Genomic DNA, 22,220 nt, shown 5'->3' on the forward strand with positions numbered 1-22,220 from the left:
CGCTTTCTTTGATTATGGAATTTAAATCTCCCACCCCCTAAACAACCAGACTTAAGTACAATTAAATTTTAATAAAAACCAATATAACGCATAATTTTCACGCTTTAATAGCAATAATTTTAGCTATTTTATTTTATCTATAGTCTATATTTAGGAATATTTTATGAAAAAGCATTCTGATAAATCAATCGGAAATCCGATGCTAAAAATCAAACCACTCTTTTTAAGTGTCTCTGTTATCTTAGGATCTGCTTCCGTTGCTCACGGTGCGGTTATCAATACTAATGGTGCTGGTGTAATAAACCAATCTAACGGGCCAACCATTGTTCATATTAAAGGTGCAAGCGATAAAGGTGTTTCTCATAATATCTATAGTCAATTTGATGTTGACCAAAAAGGTGTTATTTTAAATAACAGTAAAACAAATACGAATACCACTCTCGGTGGACAAATTAATGGAAACCTTAATTTAAATAATGGCACGGCTAGCGTTATTTTAAACGAAGTCAATTCAAATAAAGCCAGTACACTCGGTGGGATGATTGAAGTTGCTGGGGATAAAGCGCAAGTTATTGTTGCTAACGCATCAGGTATCACATGCAATAACTGTGGATTTATCAATACTAACCGTGTGACCTTAACAACTGGGAAACCAATTGTAGCTGGTGGTGATATACTTGGTTATAACGTAGAAAAAGGCCAAATCATTATTAATAGCCGCCTACAATCTGACTCACCAACCGATATTATTGCTCGTTCTGCTGTTATTCGTGGCGATCTTCATGCTAAAGAAGTCAATGTTGTTGCTGGTAATAACTTTGTTGATGCAAGCGGTAAACAAGTCACTAAAGTGCAAGGCGTTGGTTCTCCAACTAGCGTAGGCATCGATGTTGCCGCTATGGGCGGTATGTATGCAGATAAAATCACCTTAGTTTCAACTGAAAGTGGCACTGGTGTTTCTAATAACGGCAGCCTAATTGCTGGTACCGGCGGTATCAATATTGATTCTTCAGGTGTTGTGTATAACAAAAACGCTAGAATATACGCAAATGGTAACATCGATATTAAGGCTAATGGTATTTACAACTCTTCCGCTATCGCTGCTAATGGGAATATTGACATTAATAGTAATAACTCGACGTTGAGTAATGCCAATGCCCAAATCAAGTCAAATAGTGGTGATATCAAACTTGCTGGTGCATCTATTGATAATAGAGGTGGTATCATCAATGCACAGAAGGCTATGGATATATCAACTGTCAATATTAGTAATGGTAATGGTTCAATTAAAACAAACCGTGGTGACCTAACGATTAAAGCTTCTGGCTCGATTGATAATAACTATGACCTACGCAATAACGTAATTAATGTTGATGAGCGTGGGATCAGGGCTGGTAATGATTTAACCGTTAACACAACGAGGATCGCCAACAGTAACTCAACATTGTCTGGCCGCGATGTCAGCGTTAACGCTCGTGATAGCATTTATAATAATAGCAACAGCCAAGTTATCGCTAAAAGAAAAGTTACTCTTGATGCCCATACATTACAAAATAACAATTCACTGATCAAATCAACAAATGGTTTAATTAATATTAACCTATCTGGTAATTTTACAAATGATAGCTATGCTGCAATTTCAAGTGGTAGAGCACTAAATATTACTGCTAATGCCATTAATAATAAAGGCTCTCTAAGCGCGAGTGCAGGTAAGTCTAAATTTAATGCTTATAGCTTAAACAACCAATATGGCTATATTAAAGGAAATAATTTAGATATTAAAACGACAAATTTATCAAATACTGAAGGCTTAATTACTGCAGACTCTAATGTTGTTATTAATACCACCAGCTTAAATAATTATAGTTCTGTTGGATTTGATAAATATGCAAGTAAATTTGGGGTTTCTGGGCATACTGGCGGTATCTACGCTAAAGATGGTTCTGTCACTATCAAAGCTAATAACATAGACAACTACAATGGTGTTATCTCAGCTAATGGTGCGCAAAATGTGCTCACAAATGGTAATGTTAATATTACCTTAAGAAACAACCTTGATAACCGTCATGGTAAAATTCAAGGTTCTAATACTGTTAAATTAGATGTGAACAAATTAGATAATACTAGTTCAGGTTTAGTTCAGGCAGGTAAAGACCTTACTATTGATGCATTTTCTCGTGTCGATAATTACGGTGGCCGTTTAAGTTCACTCGGTACAACTACAATCTCTAGCCCAACTATTTCTAATGGTTCTTATGGGCAAATTTTAGGCCAAACAGTTATTTTAAACACCTCTAATTATTATTAATTAGGCTATTAAGGAGGCTATCTAGCCTCCTTATATCAAATAAAAAACCCCATTTTAGAGTTATGAAATAATATATTTTTACCTTCAGACTTATCCATTCTAAAAAAGTTAAAAAAATCTAATATCACCCCGATATTGTAATTAATTGCTAATCAATTAAATCTAAGTAAAATAACTTATATATCCCATTTTAGAGTAATTATTACTCATTGATTTAATTAAAAATAAAAGCAACAACAATAAATTAAATTGTAACCTCAGAAATATTAGCATTAACTATCGCCCCCTATTATTCAGACTAAGTTAATATAATTAATTTTTAATTCAAAAGAAATTAACGCATAATTAAAACCGTGTTAAAACAACCAAAAACCACACATTTACCGATAGGTTCATTATAGGGATATATATGAAAATCAATTTAAAATAAGACAAAAAGGCAATTTCAGAGTGAATAGCCTAACCTATCATTTAATTATATTTTATATCATAAAAATAACTTTATTGTTTTTTCGTTTAAGAATAAATGTGGTGAGTATGAATTTTAGCTCTATTTTTTTATCTACTACCTTATTAGCCTTTCCGTTATACGTATTCGCTAATGCTTCACAAATAATTGACCAACAAATCAACAACCAAGCTAGCCAAGATAAATCTCGTGAACAGCAGACTAGATTAGAAACGAAGGATGCTCTAGCAAGGACAAGAGAACAGGCTAATAATATTTTAGTTTTTGATGAAGAAAAAGACTGTTTTGAAATGAAAAAAGTCATTTTAATATCAGAACCCAAATTACCATCTATGCGCCCATTAGAGGCTTATGCAAATCAAGTTATGGGAATTTGTATTGGTATTAATGGTGTTGAAACGCTTGCTAAAGGCTTGCAAGATAAAATCATCAAATCAGGATATGTCACAACACGCGTGAATATTCCTGAACAAAATATTAGTGATGGCATCTTAACCTTACAAATCATACCGGGCAAAGTAGCAAACGTAAAATTAACTGAAGGTAGTGATACATATATTACCCTAGGTGCAATTATGCCAGCGAAGGAAGGCGACTTATTAAATATTCGTGATATTGAACAAGGTTTAGAAAACCTTGAGCGTATCCCTGGCGCAAAAGTTAATATTGAACTCTCCCCCGGTAAAGAATTTTCGACATCCGATATTTCAATTCAAAGGGAAAAATCATCTCCTGTTAATGTTGGTGGCTATTATAATAACTCAGGTAGCCGTCAAACCGGTAAAGATCAGGTCGGAGTCACCCTTTACGGTAATAATCTGACAAGTTTAAATGATACTATTTATGTTTCAGCGGGTAAAAACCTAAAAAACCAAGCTCGTAACAGTACCAGCAATGCTGCTGTTTACTATGCTGTGCCTTATAATTATTGGCTTTTTTCACTCTATGCTAGCAAAAGTGATTATAAACAGACAATTAATGATACCGTTGCCAGCTATAAATATTATGGTGATAGCAAATATTATAACGCTACCGCAAGTAACGTGTTTCTACGTGGACAAACTTATAAAGATACTGCATCTATTCAACTAATTAAACGAAAATCGAAGTACAAACTTGAAGATGTAAAATTACTGTCTCAGGAACGAGATTTAACCACTTTCAAAGTCGGTGTTAGCCACCGACAAAATATTGATAACGCAACCCTCGATGCATCAATCTATTACCAGCGCAATGTACCTTGGTTTGGTGCAGAAGAAAGTTGGGATATGAAATATGGCGATGCGAGTCATATGGCTCGTGTTTATACAATGGATGTATCCGCCATGATCCCCGTTGCTTTTGATGATTTTATCATGAGTTATAACCCTCAACTATTTGTACAATACTCAAGGGACCGTTTAACCATTCAAGATCAATTTTCATTAGGTAGCCGCTGGACGGTTCGTGGTTTCGACGAAGAATTCTCATTAATAGGCGATAAAGGCTTCTATTTACGTAATGAGTTTAATTTTTATATTCCAGGTTTACCCGTTTACCCTTACTATGCGGTTGATTATGGTCGTATATTAGGTGGTGTTTACCCATTAGGGCTTTATTCTGATGACCAACTGTTGGGAACTGCCATAGGGATGAGAGGCAATATTAATATATTTAGTTATGATTTATTCCTAGGCGTCCCACTGTATAAACCTGATGAATATGAAACCAATAGTGTCAATGCTGGTTTAAATGTTCAATGGTTCTGGTAAAATTAATTTAATATTTAAGGTTGACTGTAAATCACTACTTTCAGCCTTTTTTATTTTATGCCCTACTATTTAATTTATTCGTTTTCATCTTGTATTTTAAAAAATTCAACAGCACCAAAATAATCACATATCGAAAAAGTCCCCCTTTGCTATCACTAAAAATATTATACTGATTATAACTTAGCCTCCTTCATCTACGTGTTAATTATTGTTTATTTTTGCTTTCATGTAATTTTATTAAATATAAGACGTCATTAAAAACAAAAAATCCGAGAATATAAATACTCTCGGATTTCCTACTGCAATCTAATCCATCAGAATTCAGGCATTACCCTGCATTGCGTCCTATCAAATATTTAGAAGCGATAACCTGCTCCAAACATAAATACAAATGGGTCTAAACGTGTGTCAATTTTTTGCTGACTTCCACCCGCTTTAAATTTAACCTCAGTATCAATATCCATCCACCAAACTGATGCGTTTAACATCCAGTTGTCAGTCAGCATATAATCCATACCAGCTTGTGCAGCAAAGCCCCAAGAGCTTGACAGGTCTAAATCACTTAGGCCAGGACCAAAATTTTTACCTTTGCTATTGAATTTTTCATCAAAGAAAAAAGTATAGTTAACACCTGCACCTAAATAAGGACGTAACTTATCTTCTTTACTACCAAAATAATATTGAGCCATTAAAGTTGGTGGCAAATGTTTAACTGAAGCAATTGTTCCCAAATCACCTAGGCTGACTTTATGTTCGAAAGGCGTTGCTGCTAATAATTCTACGCCAATATTATCTGTGATCATATAGCCAAAAGTTAAACCTAATTGAGTATTATTATTAGCATTAAATTTACCTAAACCTAATACATCCTCAGAGCCCGCATTTGGTCTGACTGTTGCAGTACCAGCGCGGAAAAGAAAATCGCCAGCTTCATGTGCAATAGAAACTGCTGGAGCTAAAGTTGCAGCTGCTAATACAAGCGCAGTGAGTTTTTTCATTATCAATCCCATTCCTGTGTTTTTATTTTAGGAAAATATACCGTATTATTTAAATTGATGTTCAAATCAAGATCACATCTTTTGCTTATTTATAGGCAACCCGATAAATATGAGTTTATTATTTCATTTATATTTTTTTTAATTTTGATTTAAATCAATTTTTAGGAAATAACCAATAAAATATAAAATTGATTATAATTTATTTATATTAATCCTGCATTTTAAACATGTATTAAATATACAACATAAGTAATTATCTTTAGATTTCGCGCATTAACTTACTTATATTGCTCCAAATATCTTACTGATTAGAGTTGTTAACATTCCGAATTTTCTTATCTTTCTCTACCTCTAGCCCTGATACTCGGTTACAATTGGCTGAAACTCTTGACCCGTTTGTAGATAGGAGCAGTTAAATGTCCATTTCGGCCAACTCACTCATCAGTGATAGCGTCAATTTTTTTAAAAACCAATTGAGTGGCCTGTTTACTATTGTGTTGTCAGCAACCGTAGTAAGCCTTGCGATTTACGCAATGATGATCCCTAGCGAGCAAATGATAAGCGTGCTAGCGCAAGCACAGACTAAAATGATTGAGTCTGGTAACTCCGGCTTACAAGACTGGATACTAGGTCTTTCAGAAGAAGATAAAAGTAGTATCTTACGCGTTTCTTTTGGGTTAATTCTCTCGGTTACTCTGGGCAGTTTAGTCCTTATTTGCGGCACTCTATCTTATATTGCTGGTCTGTCTCGTGGTGAACACCTATCGGGTATTCAGGCGCTCACCGCATCTTTAAACAAAGCACCATCAATGTTTCTTCTATTAGTTGTTTGCTCTTTACTTATCCAATTAGGTATCACCATCATGGTGCTACCTGGAATTGTATTAGCTATTGGCTTCTCTTTAGCCCCTGCTATCTTAATGAGTGAGCGTACAAACCCGTTTAGTGCTATGGGTAAAAGTTGGAAAATGGCTTATGCAAACTGGCGCATTGCATTGCCAATGGTATTAATTTGGATGGCTGCACAAATGCTGGTTAGCGTTCTCTTGGGTAGCTTAAATATGAATCATATTGCTGTTAACGGGGTTTCCTTCTTACTTAATAATTTCGTTGCAGCCTTTGCTTTAATTTATTTTTATCGCCTATACATGTTAGTCGCTAAGAATTGATCTAAAGGGTAAATGGGGGATCTAATCCCCCATTTATCTTCGCGTTATTAAACACCGAATAAGGCCCATCAAGTATTTTATTCCTAAAAACACCCTACCAACACATTAATCATACTTCTTTGGGCTGTTCTGGCTCTAGGTCAATTTTTGAATTCAGTGGTTCAGTTTTTTCACCATCGAATGTCTCTAACGATTTTCTGTCTGCTTCAGACTTTCTATCTTCAACTGTTTTTATTTGTACTTGCTGTTTACTCTGAATAAGTCGAATAGCAAAATAAATATCAGGCACAACCAATAAATCATCATCAGAGCGACTGATTTTATTTTGTTCCAACCACCGTTTTACCGAAGTCCTACGACCTGCAAGTACAAGAGTTACCCCTTTTGCTTTCAATGAGGTAACAATATCATTTAGCGCTGAAAATACGCTCACATCATTATGCGTGAAGCTAACTGCCGCATCCACAATTACCCAAGCAGGCCTTTTTAATTGATTATCTATATGCTTGTTTAATCGTTCTTTAAAATAATTCACGTTAAAATAAGTTAATGGTGAATTAAACCGATAAATTAAAACCCCATCAATTTGTTGAATACCATTCTCAGGCGCCATAGAATGCAGCATTCCCTGTTCATCGACACCTAATAACTGGTCTGTAGGCCTAAATATTATCCGAATAAACTGCAACAACCCCAATAATACCGCCAACCCCACACCACTAATTAACCCGACAACAAGTACAGCGCACAGCGTAAACACGCATAAGAAAAATGCCTGTCGATTGCGTTTACGCATCGAAAAAATACTACGGAAGCTCAATAAGGAAAATGTCGAAATAATCAGTACCATACCCAATGCAGGCATCGGAATATATTCTAATAAGTTTATTGAAAAAAGTAAGACAGCTAAAATAGTTAAAGCCGCGACAATAGAGACTAACTGAGTTTTCCCCCCCATCATATCATTCACTGCAGTACGGCTGCTTGCTGCGCTTACCGCAAAGCCTTGCGCCAAAGCGGATGCAATATTCGCTACGCCTAATGCCCTAAGTTCTTGGTCTGCATCAACCGTGTAGCCATTTTTACTGGCAAAACTGCGGGCAGTCATCATAAAACTCACAAAGCTAATCACCGCTAAGTTTAAAGATGGGATAACCAAATCACGAATTAGCCCCGGAGGGAAATCAGGCAGCGGAACATACGGAAGCCCATCACCTAAATCACCAACAGTACTCACGCCATATTGCTCAAGATTAAATGCAACACTAGCCGCGGTGGCTAAAATCATTGCAATGAGTAAAGAAGGCCATTTACTGCGAACACGCTTAATCGCAAGCGTAATCGCTAACGTCGTCACCGCAACTAATAATGTCGGAATATGTGTCTCTTTTAATGCTAAAGGTAAAGCGACTAAACGTTCAATAAAACCGGCTGGTAATGTACTGATACCAAAAACCTTGCTAATTTGACTAACGATAATAGTTAATGCAACCCCATTTAATAACCCTTGCAATATGGGGCGAGACAAAAAGTCAGCGAATGTTCCCAAGCGAAATTTAGCTGCAATCAAACACCAAATCCCTGTCATGAAACTCATTACCATGACCAATTGCCAACGGACATCATCATCCCCCATCGCAAGTGGTGCAACTGCTGCTGCAATCACCGCACAGGTTGCTGCATCGGGGCCGATAATCAATTGTTTGGATGTCCCAAATAATGCATAAAAAAACATGGGTAAAATACAGGAGTAAAGCCCAACGATTGCATTCATCCCCATTAATTCGGCATAAGCAATTGCGACAGGCAAAGCAACAGCAGCAACAGACAAGCCTGCTTTTACATCAGGGCCAAGATCTGAAAGTTGGTAATTAAACAGCGTTTCTAACCCTGGCATCCAAGCAAACAGCTTCGCCTTTATCATTGATGAAAAATACCTATAAATTAGTAAGTTAAATTAGCTTTAACACTATATATAGCTGAACTAATAAAGTTTATCTAGAAGTAAGTCAAATAATAGTAAAATAGTGCAAATATCTTTGGTAACAAAGCGTATTTATTGGTAAAAAGGTGCAAACTTTTAACAATTATGGTCAAAATCAGTTAAACTACTCCATTATCTTTACGTTGAGGCGCTTTATTCACTGTTATGAAACAACTTATTGATTTTATCCCTTTAATCATATTTTTCATCGTCTATAAAAGATATGACATTTTCTACGCAAGTGGCGCACTAATGGTAGCAACACCTCTTGCTTTGTTAGCGACATACCTTATTTATAAAAAAGTTGAAAAGGTGGCGAAAATCACCTGTGCAATCGTAATGGGGTTTGCAGCTTTAACCCTTATATTTCATAGTGATGCCTTTATTAAGTGGAAAGTCACCATCATTTATGCAGCCTTTGCAGGGGCATTATTGTTTAGCCAATGGTTTACTGAAAAACCATTAATTCAAAGAATGTTAGGTAGTAATCAAGAAATTAAACTTGCTGACAGCTATTGGACTAAACTAAATAGCGCTTGGGCTATTTTCTTTATTTTCTGTGCTCTTCTCAATATCTATGTTGCATTTTGGATGGCACAAGATATTTGGGTAAACTTTAAAGTGTTTGGTCTTACTGCTGGTACGTTGATATTTACTGTACTGAGCGTTGTCTATATTTTTAAAAATATGACTAAAGAGCCGATAGAAAAACACGAAGAGTAATACTGGTGATAAAACACAAAAAAAACCTGCAAATATTATTTCGCAGGTTTTTTTTTACTCGTTAAATATTAATATCGCTTCTCACCAAATGCTTTTTCAATTTTTTTATCTGTATTGTATTGCGATAACGCATATACTGACCAAATTGCAGCCGGTAGCCAGCCAATAAGTGTTATTTGAAGAACCAAGCAAATAATGCCAGCAAAAGGACGGCCTATCGTGAAAAACTGTAACCAAGGTAATAATATTGCTAATAACAGTCTCATGTTATCTCCCACAGTGAGTTACCAATATTAATTTATTATAGTATAAACAATCTAATCAGTTGACTAAACGTAAAACACACTTCTTGTTTATTCTTTGCATAACTATATCTTTTTGGTGAATTTAGAAGCAACATGGCGGGTTTCCCCCCTTATTTTTACATTAAATCAATTATAGGTGCGTAAACAATGGATAACTTAATGGTTATTGTTTACGACTACATATGTAATTTGCTATAAATGCCAAATCAATATGTTTATCCTTTTTAATAAGAGTCAAATATGCAATTACCAAACGGTGAATTGGTTTTACGAACGTTAGCCATGCCCGCAGACACTAACGCAAATGGTGATATTTTTGGTGGCTGGTTAATGTCGCAAATGGATATTGGTGGTGCTATTTTAGCTAAAGAAATTGCACTTGGCCGTGTGGTCACCGTCGCTGTAAATGGTATTAAATTCCAAAAGCCTGTTGCAGTAGGGGATGTCGTTTGCTGTTACGCCCGTTGCTTAAAAACAGGCAAAAGCTCAATCACTATTAATATCGAAGTGTGGGTAAAAAAAGTGGCTACAGCACCTGTTGGTCAACGATATCAAGCCACTGATGCGGTATTCACCTATGTTGCTGTCAATGACGACAATACAACTAGGCCACTCCCCATAGAAAAACAACATTTTCAGTTAGCAAGTTCAGAACAACAGTTTGATTAATTGATATTATTTATAAAAAAGCACCTTGTGCAGTAATGGCATAAGGTGCTTTTTTTATGAAAAACGAGTGCCTAAACTTGGCTCACAGTTCCATCCAATTTGAAGTAAATCTCCGTTACATACCCTTTAGCAGGTTGTTTTTCATAAGCCCAGCGGTTCATGGCACGTTTAACTTCGCGTTCAAATAAACCTTTCGGTGAAACTTCAACAAACTCAATATTGGTAACCCGGCCTGAGTCGTCGATATCATAACGTACTTTAACATACCCTTCTTTACCTAAACGACGGGCGCGGTCCGGATACATTGGTGGCTGTTTATGTAATGCTTTTGGCCCACTTTTATTCGAGGTTTTGCTGCTTGTTCCTGCATTTTTTGCTGTAGTAACCGCATTATTATTAGTTTTAGGCGCATCTGCATCAGACTTTAAGTTGCTCATCGCCAGTTGTTTTTCTACTGGCTTGACCTCTTCTTTAATTTTTTTCTTTTCTTCCTGTTTAGGTTTAGGTTTAGGTTTCTTTTTCACCTCAGGTTTTTTCTTTGGTAATGCAATGACTGGCTCAACAACAGGCTCCGGTTCGGGCTCAACAACAGGTTCTGGTTCAACAACCGGCTCTGGCTCTACTGGCGTCTCAACAGGTTGAGCAGGCTCAGATGCAGGTTCAGGGGCAGCAAAACTAATCATTGCTATCGTCATTGGTTCAGGATCTCTGGCCAAATTAGGTTGATTAAAAATCCATGCCATCGCAAGGCCTGCATGAATAGATAATGAAATGACGATAATTAAAGTCCAACGGATCCAACGCATATGCAATTTCTACCTACACCAGTCTAACTATAATAATATGCCCAATAGTTTAAATGCAAATAGCAATCATATTCAATAAGCTTTGTCATACAAAGTGAAAAATGTGAATGTGCGCTTTAATAACCTTATTCAATCCATTGAGTAAAAAGTAGCGAATGGCGACGACGGTACACATCGATTTTGCGCATTGTATAAATGTGCATATTCCGTCTAGAATGCCCTTCCAGCCAGCGTCTACGGCGACGAAGGGTCTGCCTTAACATCCGCCAGCGCCCCACTTCATGCCTACTACGTCTCATTTTATTTTGTCCTTTTATCATCAAAAAATAACGTCAAAAAAATATTATATTCTTTTGTAAAAAAGAACCAAGGGGAACTTTTTGAGACAGTTTCTCTTACAATTTAATATCTCATTGATATTATCAATGTATGTAATCATTATTTCCTAATGATTTTGCTTATTTCACAAAGCTTTTACTGCAAAATTTTGCTAAATTCTATTAAGTTGATATTTTACTAACGGTTTTTTTAACTAGGTCGTCTTTCTTTAACTCAATTCCCTTATCAGTGAGGCATGTGATCCACTATGGCAACCGTCTATACACTTATGAGTTGGCTTTTATTTTTCCTTTATTGGCTAATCATTGCAGCAGTCACTGTCCGCATTTTAGTCAAAAGAAGGCCTGTCACCTCTGCCATGACATGGCTTCTGATTATCTATATTCTCCCTTTAGTCGGTATCATTGCTTATGTGGCTTTTGGTGAACTCCACCTCGGAAAACGCCGTGTTGATAAAGCGCATCATATGTGGCCTTCAGTTGCTACATGGCTAGAAAATTTACGCAGTTCAAAACACATCTTTGCAACCGAAAATAGCCGTGTCGCTGAGCCACTTTTTCAATTAGTGGAAAAACGTCAAGGAGTTGCTGGTGTTAAAGGCAACCGAATCCAGTTATTAACTACATGCGAAGATTCACTGAAAGCGATTGTCAATGATATCAACAACGCCCAGCACTCTATCGAAATGGTGTTTTATATTTGGCAGCCGGGTGGCTTAGTCGATGGTGTTACCGAAGCTTTATTGAATGCGGCAAAGCGTGGCGTTAAATGCCGTATTATGGTCGACTCAGCAGGAAGTTGGCATTTTTTCCGGAGCGACTACCCAGCAAAAATGCGAGCAGCTGGCATTGAGTTTGTTGAATCTCTTAAAGTCAATTTAATGCGTTTTTTCTTACGCCGCATGGACTTACGTCAGCATCGTAAAATAATCGTTATTGATAACTATATTTCATATACTGGAAGTATGAATATGGTTGATCCTCGTTATTTTAAACAAGATTCGGGCGTCGGTGAGTGGGTTGATATTCTCGTTCGCATGGAAGGTCCTGTCAGTACAACCCTCGGCATTGTTTATGCCTTTGACTGGGAAATGGAAACAGGCCAACGTGTTCTCCCACCGCCACCAGACAGCAATATAATGCCATTTGAGCAAGCAAACGGTCATACCACCCAAATTATCGCATCAGGCCCTGGTTTCCCCGATGAACTGATCCAACAGTCCTTAATGACAGCAATGTTTTCCGCTCGGAAACAACTGATCATGACGACCCCTTATTTTGTGCCAAGTGATGATTTACTCCACGCGATTTGCACTGCAGCAATGCGCGGTGTAGATGTTAGTATCATTATGCCGCGTCAAAATGATTCTTTTCTTGTACGCTGGGCAAGCCGTTCATTTTATAGTGAATTATTAGAAGCAGGTGTTAAAATTTACCAGTTTGAAGATGGTTTGCTGCACACTAAAAGCGTCCTTGTGGATGGGGAGCTCAGTCTAGTTGGTTCGGTTAACTTAGATATGCGTAGTTTATGGTTAAACTTCGAAATTACCGTGGTCATTGATGATAAAAGTTTTGGTAGCGATCTGACACTAGTACAGTATGATTACATCGCTCGTTCAACACGGTTAGAAATTGAAGAATGGGAACAGCGCCCTTTCTGGAATCGTGTCGTTGAACGTATTTGTTACTTCTTTAGTCCATTGTTATAAATTGAATTAATTAGGAAAGGTCATGACAGAAAAACAATTTACCCGGTTAATCGATGAGGATGACATCATTGAAATTGCTTATGACCTGTTTCTTGAAGGTGCAATGACCCATTTAGAACCCGCAGATCAACTCATTTTTGCGTTACAGTTTGAAGAATTAGGGGCGGCAGAAATAGCCCCTTTGAGTGATAATTGGCAAAATATCATCACGGAACAAGTTGATTTAAATGCATTAAGTGAAGTGGTTATTGGGCTGGCTGAAACCCCTGATGCAGAACTGAATGATATTTTTGCCCGTATTTTAATTAGCCGTCACCCTTCTAAACCATTTCATCACATTTTATGGAAAAAATAGCGCAATAACCGCTATGGCTAACAAATAAAACAGAGCAAAACGCTCTGTTTTATTTACAACAAAATTAATGTTATCCCTTAAAGCGGGTCAATTTTCAAACAAGATACCGCATGTTTAAAGCTCCCTTCTAGCAAGGGTCGTGTTTTTGCGCACTCTTCATCTGCTAATGGGCAACGGGTTCTAAACACACACCCGGAAGGTGGGTTTATGGGGGATGGCAACTCCCCTTCAAGTAGCTCAATTTCTTTGTTTTTTTCTTTATCGGGGTCAGGAACTGGCACCGCAGACATGAGAGCCCGAGTATAAGGATGCAAGGGGTTATTATACACCTCATCATATGTACCAAGCTCTACCGCGTGCCCCAGATACATAACCAATACACGGTCAGAAATATGCTTAACGACAGCTAAATCGTGAGCAATGAATATTAATGATAACTTCATTTCCCGTTGTAATTCTTGCAACAAATTAACCACTTGTGCTTGAATGGAAACATCCAATGCAGATACGGGTTCATCACAAATCACTAATTTAGGCTCTAAGATCAGTGCCCTAGCAATACCTATTCGTTGACATTGCCCACCTGAAAATTCATGAGGATAGCGGTTAATCAAATTTGGCAACAGCCCTACACGCATCATCATTTTTTTCACTTTTTCGGTGACTTCAAGCTGTGACATTTTAGGATGATACGTTTTCAACGGCTCAGCAATAATATCCCCAATCGTCATACGCGGATTTAACGACGCTAATGGATCTTGAAAAATCATTTGGATATCACTGCGTACACGCCGCCATTCTTTATCGCTTTTACCTAATAAATTTTGCCCTAGCCAACTCACCGTGCCATCTGTGGCTTTGACTAAGCCAATCAATGCCCGAGCAAATGTCGATTTACCACATCCCGACTCACCCACAACACCTAAGGTTTCGCCTTCATACAGCCGCAATGTTACCCCATCAACGGCCTTTAAACTTTTATTAGGTTGCCAAAACCATTGTTTTTTATCCCTAATCTCAAAATGGACTTTTAAGTCGTTCACCTCTAATAAGACCGGCCTATTCTCATGAGTGCTCATACAAGTTCCTCCATAGGCTTAAAGCAGGCGCGTAAACGTGTTTGTTCAAAGGTTGTTAATACGGGTTCATTATCCACACACTGCTGTGTGGCATATTGGCAACGCGGTGAAAATGGGCAACCCTTGGGTAACCTTAATAAGTTTGGTGGATTACCCGGTATTGTTGCTAGGCTCTCATCATCACCGTCAAGACGGGGAACCGCAGCTAATAAACCAAGAGAATACGGATGAGAAGGATGATAAAATATATCTCGAGCGGTACCATATTCCATCGTTCGCCCAGCATACATCACAAGAACTTTATCGCAAACGCCAGCTACTACCCCAAGGTCATGCGTGATCAGAATAATCGCAGTATCAAATTCTTGTTTTAATTCATTAAGCAACGTCATGATTTGTGCTTGCACAGTAACATCAAGCGCCGTTGTAGGCTCATCTGCTATTAACAACTTAGGCTGACATAATAATGCCATAGCAATCATCACTCGCTGGCGCATTCCCCCTGAAAATTCATGAGGATACATATTCATCCGTTTACGCGCTTCAGGCATTTTAACTGCATCAAGCATCCTAACAGACTCTTCAAAAGCCTCATTTTTACTCATACCCTTGTGAAGCATTAAAACTTCAGATAATTGAGTGCCAATTTTTAAATAAGGATTGAGCGATGTCATTGGGTCTTGAAATATCATTGAAATTTCTTCGGCCCGCATCCGGTTTAATTCTTTCTCCCTTAAATTCAGTATTTCACGTCCATTAAATACCGCTGACCCATTGATCCGGCCATTTTTAGCTAATAGACCCATTAATGCAAAAGCAGTTTGTGATTTACCAGAACCCGATTCACCGACAATGCCGAGTGTTTCCCCTGCACTTAACTCAAAATTTAATTTATTAACCGCCGTTACACTGCCATCTTGAGTGGCAAAATTAACGCTGAGATCTTTTACTGATAACAGAGGGGTTTTTATTGCATTATTTGACATGTGTTTCCCTCTAGCGATCTTTCGGGTCAAGAGCATCGCGCAGCCCATCCCCGATAAAGTTAAAACAAAATAGTGTAATGACCAAGAAACCCGCTGGGATCAGCAATAACCATGGAGTAACCTCCATTGAATTAGCCCCATCACTGAGCAAAGCCCCCCAACTACTTAGTGGTTCTTGCGTTCCTAACCCCAAAAAGCTTAAGAAAGATTCAAATAAAATCATACTTGGTACTAATAATGAGGCATATACCACAACAACCCCCAAAACATTAGGGACAATATGGCGTAAAATAATCTGCCGCGTACTGACACCACAAACAAGGGCTGCCTCGATAAACTCTTTACGTTTTAATCCCAGTGTTTGCCCACGCACAATACGTGCCATATCGAGCCATGAGACCATACCAATCGCCACAAATATCAATAAAATATTTGCACCAAATAAGGTCACTAATAAAATGACGAAAAACATAAACGGAAATGAGTTTAAAATTTCTAGCAAGCGCATCATCAGGGAATCAACCTTCCCGCCAATATAACCTGCCAATGAACCATACAAAGTACCAACAATAACTGCAACTAACGCAGCTGCAACCCCAACCATTAAGGAAATTCGCCCACCAATCGCAACTCTGACGAGTAAATCTCGACCTGATGCATCAGTGCCAAAATAGTGCCCCGTCGCCATATCTGGTGGCATGGACATCATTTCCCAATCGGTATCATCATATAAAAATGGGGAGAGCATAGGGGCAAAAATCACAAACATTGTGATTAAAAATAACACAAACAAACTGACGATTGCGGCTCGATTATGGATAAAGCGACGCCTTGCATCCTGCCATAAACTGCGCCCTTCAATATCTAACTGCTCCGAAAAATGCTCCAGAGCTTCACTATTTTGCTGATTCGATATCATAGTGTTTCTCCGGCTTAGTAACGAATTTTAGGGTCAATAACGGCATACAACACATCAACAATTGCATTAAATGCAATGGTTAATACACCCACTAAAATTGTTAAACTTAGTACTAATGAATAGTCACGGTTAAGTGCTCCATTAACAAAAAGCTGGCCAATGCCCGGTAAGCCAAAAATTGTCTCAATGACCATTGACCCCGTAATGATCCCAACGAATGCTGGCCCCATATAAGAAAGCACAGGAAGCAAAGCCGGTTTCAATGCGTGACGTAGAATAATAGTTCTTAGGGGTAACCCTTTCGCGCGTGCAGTACGAATAAAATTTGAGTGCATAATCTCGATCATCGACCCGCGAGTTATACGGGAAATACTAGCAATATAAGCTAATGACAATGCAACCATGGGTAAAACCATGTGTTTAAGGTTACCGCCATCCCAGCCACCACCAGGGAGCCATTTCAAATGAATGGCAAAAATCAGCACCAATAGTGGTGCTACAACAAAGCTGGGGATGACAACCCCCGTCATGGCAAACCCCATGACTGTAAAATCCCATTTAGTATTTTGGTTTAGCGCCGCAATAACCCCGGCTGAAACACCAAAAAGAACCGCAATAATAAATGCCGTTGCACCTAACTTTGCTGACACTGGGAAAGCCTTAGCAACGAGGTCATTAACACTATAATCTTTGTATTTAAATGATGGGCCAAAATCCCCTTTGGATAACTGAATCAAATAATTGAAATACTGTTTATACATTGGGTCATTGAGATGATATTTCGCTTCAATGTTGGCCATAACTTCAGGCGGGAGTTTACGTTCCCCTGTAAAAGGGCTTCCTGGCGCCAAGCGCATCATAAAAAATGAGATTGTAATAAGGATCAGTAACGTCGGGATCGCTTCTAGCAACCGACGCAAAATGAATTTAAACATTGCTCTTTCCTACATCTATTGCCTATTAGGCTAATATCTGGCTCCACACTAAATGGAGCCAGAACAAGTTTATTAGTGTTTGATAATATATAAGTCTTTAGTATGCAGGTTATCTAACGGGTCTTTGCCACTGTAACCACCAACATAAGGTTTTACCAAACGCGTATTAACGTAGTAGTAAAGAGGAACAACACCTGAGTCTTTATCGAGTAATTCTTCAGCCTGCTGATAGAGCGCCGCCCGCTCTTCATCTGTTTTGACTTGCAATGTTTTTTTCATTACGGCATCAAAATCTGTATTTTTATAGTGAACGGTATTATTACTGCTGTAGGAAAGTAACATATTGAGGAAAGATGACGGTTCATTATAATCAGCACACCAACCAGCACGAGCAACATCATAATTACCTTGATGTCGGCTATCTAAAAAAGTTTTCCATTCTTGGTTTTCTAATTTAACTTCCGCGCCTATATTCTTTTTCCACATAGAAGAAGCGGCTATTGCGATACGTTTATGTAAATCTGAAGTGTTGTACAGTAAATTGAATTTTAATGGGTTCCCTTTATTGTAGCCGGCCTCTTCAAGTAACTGTTTGGCTTTTTCATTGCGTTGCTCTTGGGTCATATTCGCATACCAGTCAGGCTTTTCAGCTTTCATTCCGCTGGTAAATGGAGGAGTAAAGCCATACGCTGGGATATCTCCTTGCGCCTTCACTTTATAAGTAATGATATCTCTATCCATGGATAATTTTAGAGCTTCACGGACTTTCGGATCATTAAACGGTGGTTTCTCATTATTGATTTCATAATAGTAAGTACACAGATATGGGCTCACTTTTAACTCATTTGGCATATTTTGTTGTAAGCTTTTAAACTGCTCAATCGGTAAATTACTATAAGTCATATCGATTTCACCACTACGATAGCGGTTAACATCAGTCACTTCGGAAGAAATCGGTAAGAAAGTCACTTGGTCAATTACAGTATTCGCATTATCCCAATAACTAGGGCTACGCTCTAACACAATACGTTCATTCACCGTCCAACCTTTTAATTTATACGCGCCATTACCCACGAAATTTTGTGGCTGAGTCCATTTTGCGCCATGCTGTTCGATGGTTTTTTTATTCACTGGCGACATAGATGAGTGAGCTAATAGCTTAGGAATATAAGGTACGGCTTCGCTAAGTGAAATAACTAATGTTTTATCATCAAGAGCCTTAACACCAAGCTCTTGAGGCTTTTTCTTACCTGCAATAATATCGTCAACATTTTGAATATGTGCATACTGTAAGTAACTTGCGTAAGGTGATGCCGTATCAGGGTCTGCTAAACGTTGCCAACTATAGACAAAATCCTCTGCTGTGACAGGGTCACCATTGGACCATTTTGCATCATCACGTATTTTAAACGTCCACTCTTTAAAATCTTTATTTTCCCAGCTAACTGCTGAGCCAGGTAAAATCTCACCGTCAGGGCCGACAATTGTGATCCCCTCAAAAAGATCCCGCGCTAATGCTGACTCAGGTACCCCTTCAATTTTATGCGGGTCTAACGATTGAGGTTCCGACCCATTATTACGCACCATCACCTGCTTCTCTGCAAGTTCCACACCCGCAGGAACAACTGCCGCAAAACTCGTCGCTATTGACCCCACAGCCAGCCCTGCGGTCACGCTAAGTGCAATAATCGATTTATTGATTAATTTACTCATCTTATCGGTTACTCCCGTTCATATTTATTATGATTGTGTGTTGTTCATATTCACTAAAACCTAGAATAGTGAACACTTTTTATAATTATTTAGATATTATTAATTAGGTTCATTTATATATAACCGTTTAATATCCGTATAATCAAGAGGGTCTTTGCCTTTAAATCCATTAATCGTAGGTTTTATCATGCGCGCACTAACGCGATAATAAACAGGAACTATGGCCGAGTCCTTGTCCAACAAGGCTTCAGCTTGCTGATATATATCATGACGAGATTGGTCATCAGGAGCAGTTAAAGCCTGTGCAAGTAACGCATCAAAAGCAGAATTACTATAAAATGCAGTATTATTACTATTTTGTGACAACATCATGTTTAGAAAAGCAGTAGGCTCATTATAATCTGCACACCAAGTCGCTCTAGCGACATCATAATGGCCTTCATGACGGCTTTGTAATGACGTCTTCCATTCTTGGTTTTGTAAAGTCACCTGCGCCCCTATATTTTTTTTCCACATAGAGGCTGCGACGATAGCTTGCTGTTTATTCTGATCTGAAGTGTTATAGAGTAATGAAAATTTTAACGGGTTTGCTTTATTATAACCGGCTTCTAAAAGTAACTCTTTGGCCTTCTTATAACGCTGTTCTTGGGTTAAATCGGCCCATTCAGGTAACGTAAAATTCCCATTATTGATAAAAGTTGGTGTAAACCCATAAGCTGCGACTTGCCCTTGCGCCATAACTTTATTGGTTATTGTCTCTCTATCTAACCCTAGCTTAATTGCCTCACGTACTCGTGGGTCATTGAATGGCGGTTTCTGGTTATTTATTTCATAATAAAATGTACATAAATAAGGGCGAACATACAGTTCATCCGGCTTTTCTTGCTGCATTTTTTTATACAGAACAGGCGGGATTGCAGAATTGCTGATATCTATCTCACCACTACGGTAACGGTTAATATCACTGACCTCTGAGGTAATCGCTAAAAATGTAGCTTGGTCTATACGGCTACTGTCATTGTTCCAATAATATGGGTTACGTTTTACTACAATACGTTCATTAACGACCCACTTATCAAGTAAATAAGCCCCATTGCCTACAAAATTTTGTGGTTGAGTCCATTTTTCACCGTGCTGCTCTATTGCCTTCTTATTAACAGGTTTCAATGATGTATGAGAAAGCATATCGACAAAATAGGGAACTGGATGGCTAAGTGTCACTTGTAAATGCTGAGGATCAAGCGCTTTAACACCCAACGCCGTCGGAGGTAATTTACCGGCTAAAATAGCATCGGCATTTAAAATATACGCATTTTGTAAATAACTCGAATAAGGAGACCCTGTACTTGGGTCCGATAACCGCTGCCAGCTATAAACGAAATCTTCAGCAGTAACTGGCGTACCATCACTCCATTTAGCCCCTTGCCGTAAAGTGAAAACCCACGTTATATAATTGTCATTTGTCCAACTTTCCGCGACCCCAGGCGCTACTTTTCCGTCGATATCGCTGTAAACTAACCCTTCAAGTAAGTTTAAAATAATATTGCTTTCTGGTACCCCTTCCACTTTATGAGGGTCAAGTGATGTGACTTCTGAGCCATTGTTTATCGTGATCACCTGCGGTGACTTAATTGCCGTATCTGTCGCATTAGCCTGAAGCGTAATAAATAATATCGAGAGTGCACCAAAACCCATTTTTGATTTGATCATCATATCCCTCATGATTAATTGATGGCGCTATCACTGCATTAGCAGCCTTCTCTACAAAATTAGTTGATTGTTATAACTATCAAGTTTGCTGTTTATTAAAGTAAATAGCGCTCTCCCCAATAAATATCAATAACAAGTTTTTAACATTCTTGCGCATAAAAACTTTATATGAATATTCAAATAATCATGCAAAAGTAAAAAATATACTTTAATAACATTATGATAAAAAAATTACTGCACCCAAAAAGCAGTATCGCCTTTTTTGTGGTTCCAAACATATCATTAACAAACACTAATTAGAATAGTGAATAAATTTACGTAGCTCACAATTTCTTACTTTTTATCCCTACTTTAGCAAAAAATGCGACATATAATTACAGTTAACATATTTGTTATCCGTAATTGTTAATTACTCTAATTTTGAGGACATCTGAGGGTAATAAAAGTAGTCTGTATATGAATGGTTAGTATTCAGAAGTAGAAAATACAATTCGAGGGAATGTTGGCTGCAACAAACCACTGCAACCAACAAAGATAGCTAGATAGGCAAAAGAATAAAAATTATAACAACCCAGGAAATAACGCCTTAACCCCTGTCACGATAAACTCAATCCCTAACGACATAAGCAACAGCCCCATAATACGAGTTACAACGTTAATCCCAGTTTGGCCAAGGTAACGAACAAGTAAAGATGCTGAACGAAATAGCAACCAACAACAAAATGCAAAGAGAATGCTGGTCAGCGCTAAACCCAAAAAGTTTTGCCAACCGTGCCAACGAGATGACCATACAATACAAGAACTAATTGCCCCCGGACCGGCCATTAGTGGTAGTGCTAACGGGACAACACCAATACTATCTCTTACTGCAGTTTCTGTTTTTTCTTGCTTATTCTGTTTATCTTCACCAATTTTTCCACTAATCATCGACATTGCGATTGTCACAATTAATATCCCCCCTGCGATGCGAAATGAATCGATGGAGATACCAAACAACTGAAGTATTGAGTCACCTATGAGTAGTGAAGTACATAAAATAATAGCGACTGAAGTATTCGCTACAGTATTAGTTTTATTTCTCCCTGCATTACTTTGATAGTTAGTCATACTAATAAACACAGGTAGAATGCCTACTGGGTTTACAAGTGCAAAAAGACCAATAAAAAATTTAATGTAACCAGATAAATCGAGTAATGCGATGCTCACTCAGCCATTTCCTTAAACAGTTCTCTTAAGAGATGCATTGATACCTTTTCTAATTTTATCACCTCTGGTGCCAATTTCCTTGCGCGAA

19 protein-coding genes are annotated in these 22,220 nt (G+C 38.0%); 7 read left to right on the forward strand and 12 right to left on the reverse strand.

From position 1 onward, the window contains the following. The first annotated feature begins 163 nt into the window (after positions 1-163). Positions 164-2,308, forward strand: a complete 2,145-nt coding sequence (locus ACHB7C_RS03870) for a filamentous hemagglutinin N-terminal domain-containing protein (protein WP_166685044.1) — start codon at positions 164-166, stop codon at positions 2,306-2,308. 537 nt (positions 2,309-2,845) lie between these two features. Then, positions 2,846-4,528, forward strand: coding sequence for a ShlB/FhaC/HecB family hemolysin secretion/activation protein (locus ACHB7C_RS03875; protein WP_217008325.1), 1,683 nt, complete (start codon positions 2,846-2,848; stop codon positions 4,526-4,528). Positions 4,529-4,884: 356 nt separating this feature from the next. On the opposite strand, the gene ompW is transcribed toward ACHB7C_RS03875, so the two are convergent. Continuing rightward, a complete protein-coding gene (gene ompW, locus ACHB7C_RS03880) occupies positions 4,885-5,526 on the reverse strand; it encodes an outer membrane protein OmpW (protein WP_272678656.1) in 642 nt (213 codons plus the stop codon). Positions 5,527-5,942: 416 nt separating this feature from the next. Here ompW and ACHB7C_RS03885 point away from each other — a divergent pair, with 416 nt between their 5' ends. Further along, positions 5,943-6,695 (forward strand): YciC family protein, encoded by a 753-nt coding sequence (locus ACHB7C_RS03885; RefSeq protein WP_395346445.1) that lies wholly within the window; start codon positions 5,943-5,945, stop codon positions 6,693-6,695. Between the two features lie 109 nt (positions 6,696-6,804). Here the strand turns inward: ACHB7C_RS03885 and ACHB7C_RS03890 are convergent, their stop codons facing one another. Next, entirely contained in the window at positions 6,805-8,619 is a 1,815-nt protein-coding gene (locus tag ACHB7C_RS03890) for a SulP family inorganic anion transporter (protein ID WP_080750848.1), read from the reverse strand. Positions 8,620-8,844: 225 nt separating this feature from the next. Between ACHB7C_RS03890 and ACHB7C_RS03895 the strand changes: the two genes are divergently transcribed. Then, on the forward strand, positions 8,845-9,402 hold the full coding sequence (locus ACHB7C_RS03895) for a septation protein A (protein ID WP_042843653.1): 558 nt from the start codon (positions 8,845-8,847) through the stop codon (positions 9,400-9,402). A 68-nt stretch (positions 9,403-9,470) separates the two neighbouring features. Here the strand turns inward: ACHB7C_RS03895 and ACHB7C_RS03900 are convergent, their stop codons facing one another. After that, entirely contained in the window at positions 9,471-9,668 is a 198-nt protein-coding gene (locus tag ACHB7C_RS03900; RefSeq protein ID WP_042843652.1) for a YqaE/Pmp3 family membrane protein, read from the reverse strand. A 279-nt stretch (positions 9,669-9,947) separates the two neighbouring features. Between ACHB7C_RS03900 and yciA the strand changes: the two genes are divergently transcribed. Continuing rightward, a complete protein-coding gene (gene yciA, locus ACHB7C_RS03905) occupies positions 9,948-10,376 on the forward strand; it encodes an acyl-CoA thioester hydrolase YciA (RefSeq protein WP_166685047.1) in 429 nt (142 codons plus the stop codon). Between the two features lie 71 nt (positions 10,377-10,447). Here yciA and ACHB7C_RS03910 read toward each other — a convergent pair whose 3' ends face one another. Further along, positions 10,448-11,182 (reverse strand): TonB family protein, encoded by a 735-nt coding sequence (locus ACHB7C_RS03910; RefSeq protein WP_042843650.1) that lies wholly within the window; start codon positions 11,180-11,182, stop codon positions 10,448-10,450. A 125-nt stretch (positions 11,183-11,307) separates the two neighbouring features. Continuing rightward, positions 11,308-11,481 carry a YciY family protein gene (locus ACHB7C_RS03915; RefSeq protein ID WP_129465958.1) on the reverse strand — a complete coding sequence of 58 codons (174 nt, stop codon included), beginning with the start codon at positions 11,479-11,481 and terminating at the stop codon, positions 11,308-11,310. A gap of 287 nt (positions 11,482-11,768) precedes the next feature. Here ACHB7C_RS03915 and cls point away from each other — a divergent pair, with 287 nt between their 5' ends. Both cls and ACHB7C_RS03925 read left to right on the forward strand, forming a co-directional pair. Further along, positions 11,769-13,229, forward strand: a complete 1,461-nt coding sequence (cls, locus tag ACHB7C_RS03920; RefSeq protein ID WP_048607274.1) for a cardiolipin synthase — start codon at positions 11,769-11,771, stop codon at positions 13,227-13,229. A gap of 22 nt (positions 13,230-13,251) precedes the next feature. Then, positions 13,252-13,584: an HI1450 family dsDNA-mimic protein gene (locus ACHB7C_RS03925; protein ID WP_042843648.1), complete on the forward strand. Its 333-nt coding sequence runs from the start codon at positions 13,252-13,254 to the stop codon at positions 13,582-13,584. Positions 13,585-13,661: 77 nt separating this feature from the next. Here the strand turns inward: ACHB7C_RS03925 and oppF are convergent, their stop codons facing one another. From oppF to ACHB7C_RS03960, 7 genes are all read right to left on the reverse strand, one after another. Next, the gene (gene oppF / locus ACHB7C_RS03930) at positions 13,662-14,663 is read right to left on the reverse strand and encodes a murein tripeptide/oligopeptide ABC transporter ATP binding protein OppF (RefSeq protein ID WP_042843647.1); all 1,002 of its coding nucleotides are present in this window, start codon (positions 14,661-14,663) and stop codon (positions 13,662-13,664) included. Next, on the reverse strand, positions 14,660-15,649 hold the full coding sequence (locus ACHB7C_RS03935) for an ABC transporter ATP-binding protein (RefSeq protein WP_042843646.1): 990 nt from the start codon (positions 15,647-15,649) through the stop codon (positions 14,660-14,662). The genes oppF and ACHB7C_RS03935 overlap by 4 nt, the downstream gene beginning before the upstream one ends. A 10-nt stretch (positions 15,650-15,659) precedes the next feature. Continuing rightward, entirely contained in the window at positions 15,660-16,568 is a 909-nt protein-coding gene (gene oppC / locus ACHB7C_RS03940) for an oligopeptide ABC transporter permease OppC (RefSeq protein ID WP_042843645.1), read from the reverse strand. A gap of 14 nt (positions 16,569-16,582) precedes the next feature. Next, positions 16,583-17,503, reverse strand: coding sequence for an oligopeptide ABC transporter permease OppB (oppB, locus tag ACHB7C_RS03945; RefSeq protein WP_042843644.1), 921 nt, complete (start codon positions 17,501-17,503; stop codon positions 16,583-16,585). Between the two features lie 72 nt (positions 17,504-17,575). Beyond that, positions 17,576-19,216 carry an oligopeptide ABC transporter substrate-binding protein OppA gene (oppA, locus tag ACHB7C_RS03950; protein ID WP_042843642.1) on the reverse strand — a complete coding sequence of 547 codons (1,641 nt, stop codon included), beginning with the start codon at positions 19,214-19,216 and terminating at the stop codon, positions 17,576-17,578. A 99-nt stretch (positions 19,217-19,315) separates the two neighbouring features. After that, on the reverse strand, positions 19,316-20,929 hold the full coding sequence (locus tag ACHB7C_RS03955; RefSeq protein ID WP_042843641.1) for an ABC transporter substrate-binding protein: 1,614 nt from the start codon (positions 20,927-20,929) through the stop codon (positions 19,316-19,318). 558 nt (positions 20,930-21,487) lie between these two features. Then, positions 21,488-22,132, reverse strand: a complete 645-nt coding sequence (locus tag ACHB7C_RS03960) for a YchE family NAAT transporter (RefSeq protein ID WP_042843640.1) — start codon at positions 22,130-22,132, stop codon at positions 21,488-21,490. Positions 22,133-22,220: the final 88 nt, after the last annotated feature.

The sequence above is a fragment of the Providencia sp. 2024EL-00732 genome (genome assembly GCF_044006275.1).
GTDB classification, from domain to species: Bacteria; Pseudomonadota; Gammaproteobacteria; order Enterobacterales; family Enterobacteriaceae; genus Providencia; species Providencia huashanensis.

Excerpts from the sequence above, each read along its gene's own strand:
- ACHB7C_RS03870 (WP_166685044.1), top strand. The coding sequence starts at position 164 with ATGAAAAAGCATTCTGATAAATCAATCGGAAATCCGATGCTAAAAATC.
- ACHB7C_RS03875 (WP_217008325.1), top strand. The coding sequence starts at position 2,846 with ATGAATTTTAGCTCTATTTTTTTATCTACTACCTTATTAGCCTTTCCG.
- ompW (WP_272678656.1), bottom strand. The coding sequence starts at position 5,526 with ATGAAAAAACTCACTGCGCTTGTATTAGCAGCTGCAACTTTAGCTCCA.
- ACHB7C_RS03885 (WP_395346445.1), top strand. The coding sequence starts at position 5,943 with ATGTCCATTTCGGCCAACTCACTCATCAGTGATAGCGTCAATTTTTTT.
- ACHB7C_RS03890 (WP_080750848.1), bottom strand. The coding sequence starts at position 8,619 with ATGATAAAGGCGAAGCTGTTTGCTTGGATGCCAGGGTTAGAAACGCTG.
- ACHB7C_RS03895 (WP_042843653.1), top strand. The coding sequence starts at position 8,845 with ATGAAACAACTTATTGATTTTATCCCTTTAATCATATTTTTCATCGTC.
- ACHB7C_RS03900 (WP_042843652.1), bottom strand. The coding sequence starts at position 9,668 with ATGAGACTGTTATTAGCAATATTATTACCTTGGTTACAGTTTTTCACG.
- yciA (WP_166685047.1), top strand. The coding sequence starts at position 9,948 with ATGCAATTACCAAACGGTGAATTGGTTTTACGAACGTTAGCCATGCCC.
- ACHB7C_RS03910 (WP_042843650.1), bottom strand. The coding sequence starts at position 11,182 with ATGCGTTGGATCCGTTGGACTTTAATTATCGTCATTTCATTATCTATT.
- ACHB7C_RS03915 (WP_129465958.1), bottom strand. The coding sequence starts at position 11,481 with ATGAGACGTAGTAGGCATGAAGTGGGGCGCTGGCGGATGTTAAGGCAG.
- cls (WP_048607274.1), top strand. The coding sequence starts at position 11,769 with ATGGCAACCGTCTATACACTTATGAGTTGGCTTTTATTTTTCCTTTAT.
- ACHB7C_RS03925 (WP_042843648.1), top strand. The coding sequence starts at position 13,252 with ATGACAGAAAAACAATTTACCCGGTTAATCGATGAGGATGACATCATT.
- oppF (WP_042843647.1), bottom strand. The coding sequence starts at position 14,663 with ATGAGCACTCATGAGAATAGGCCGGTCTTATTAGAGGTGAACGACTTA.
- ACHB7C_RS03935 (WP_042843646.1), bottom strand. The coding sequence starts at position 15,649 with ATGTCAAATAATGCAATAAAAACCCCTCTGTTATCAGTAAAAGATCTC.
- oppC (WP_042843645.1), bottom strand. The coding sequence starts at position 16,568 with ATGATATCGAATCAGCAAAATAGTGAAGCTCTGGAGCATTTTTCGGAG.
- oppB (WP_042843644.1), bottom strand. The coding sequence starts at position 17,503 with ATGTTTAAATTCATTTTGCGTCGGTTGCTAGAAGCGATCCCGACGTTA.
- oppA (WP_042843642.1), bottom strand. The coding sequence starts at position 19,216 with ATGAGTAAATTAATCAATAAATCGATTATTGCACTTAGCGTGACCGCA.
- ACHB7C_RS03955 (WP_042843641.1), bottom strand. The coding sequence starts at position 20,929 with ATGATGATCAAATCAAAAATGGGTTTTGGTGCACTCTCGATATTATTT.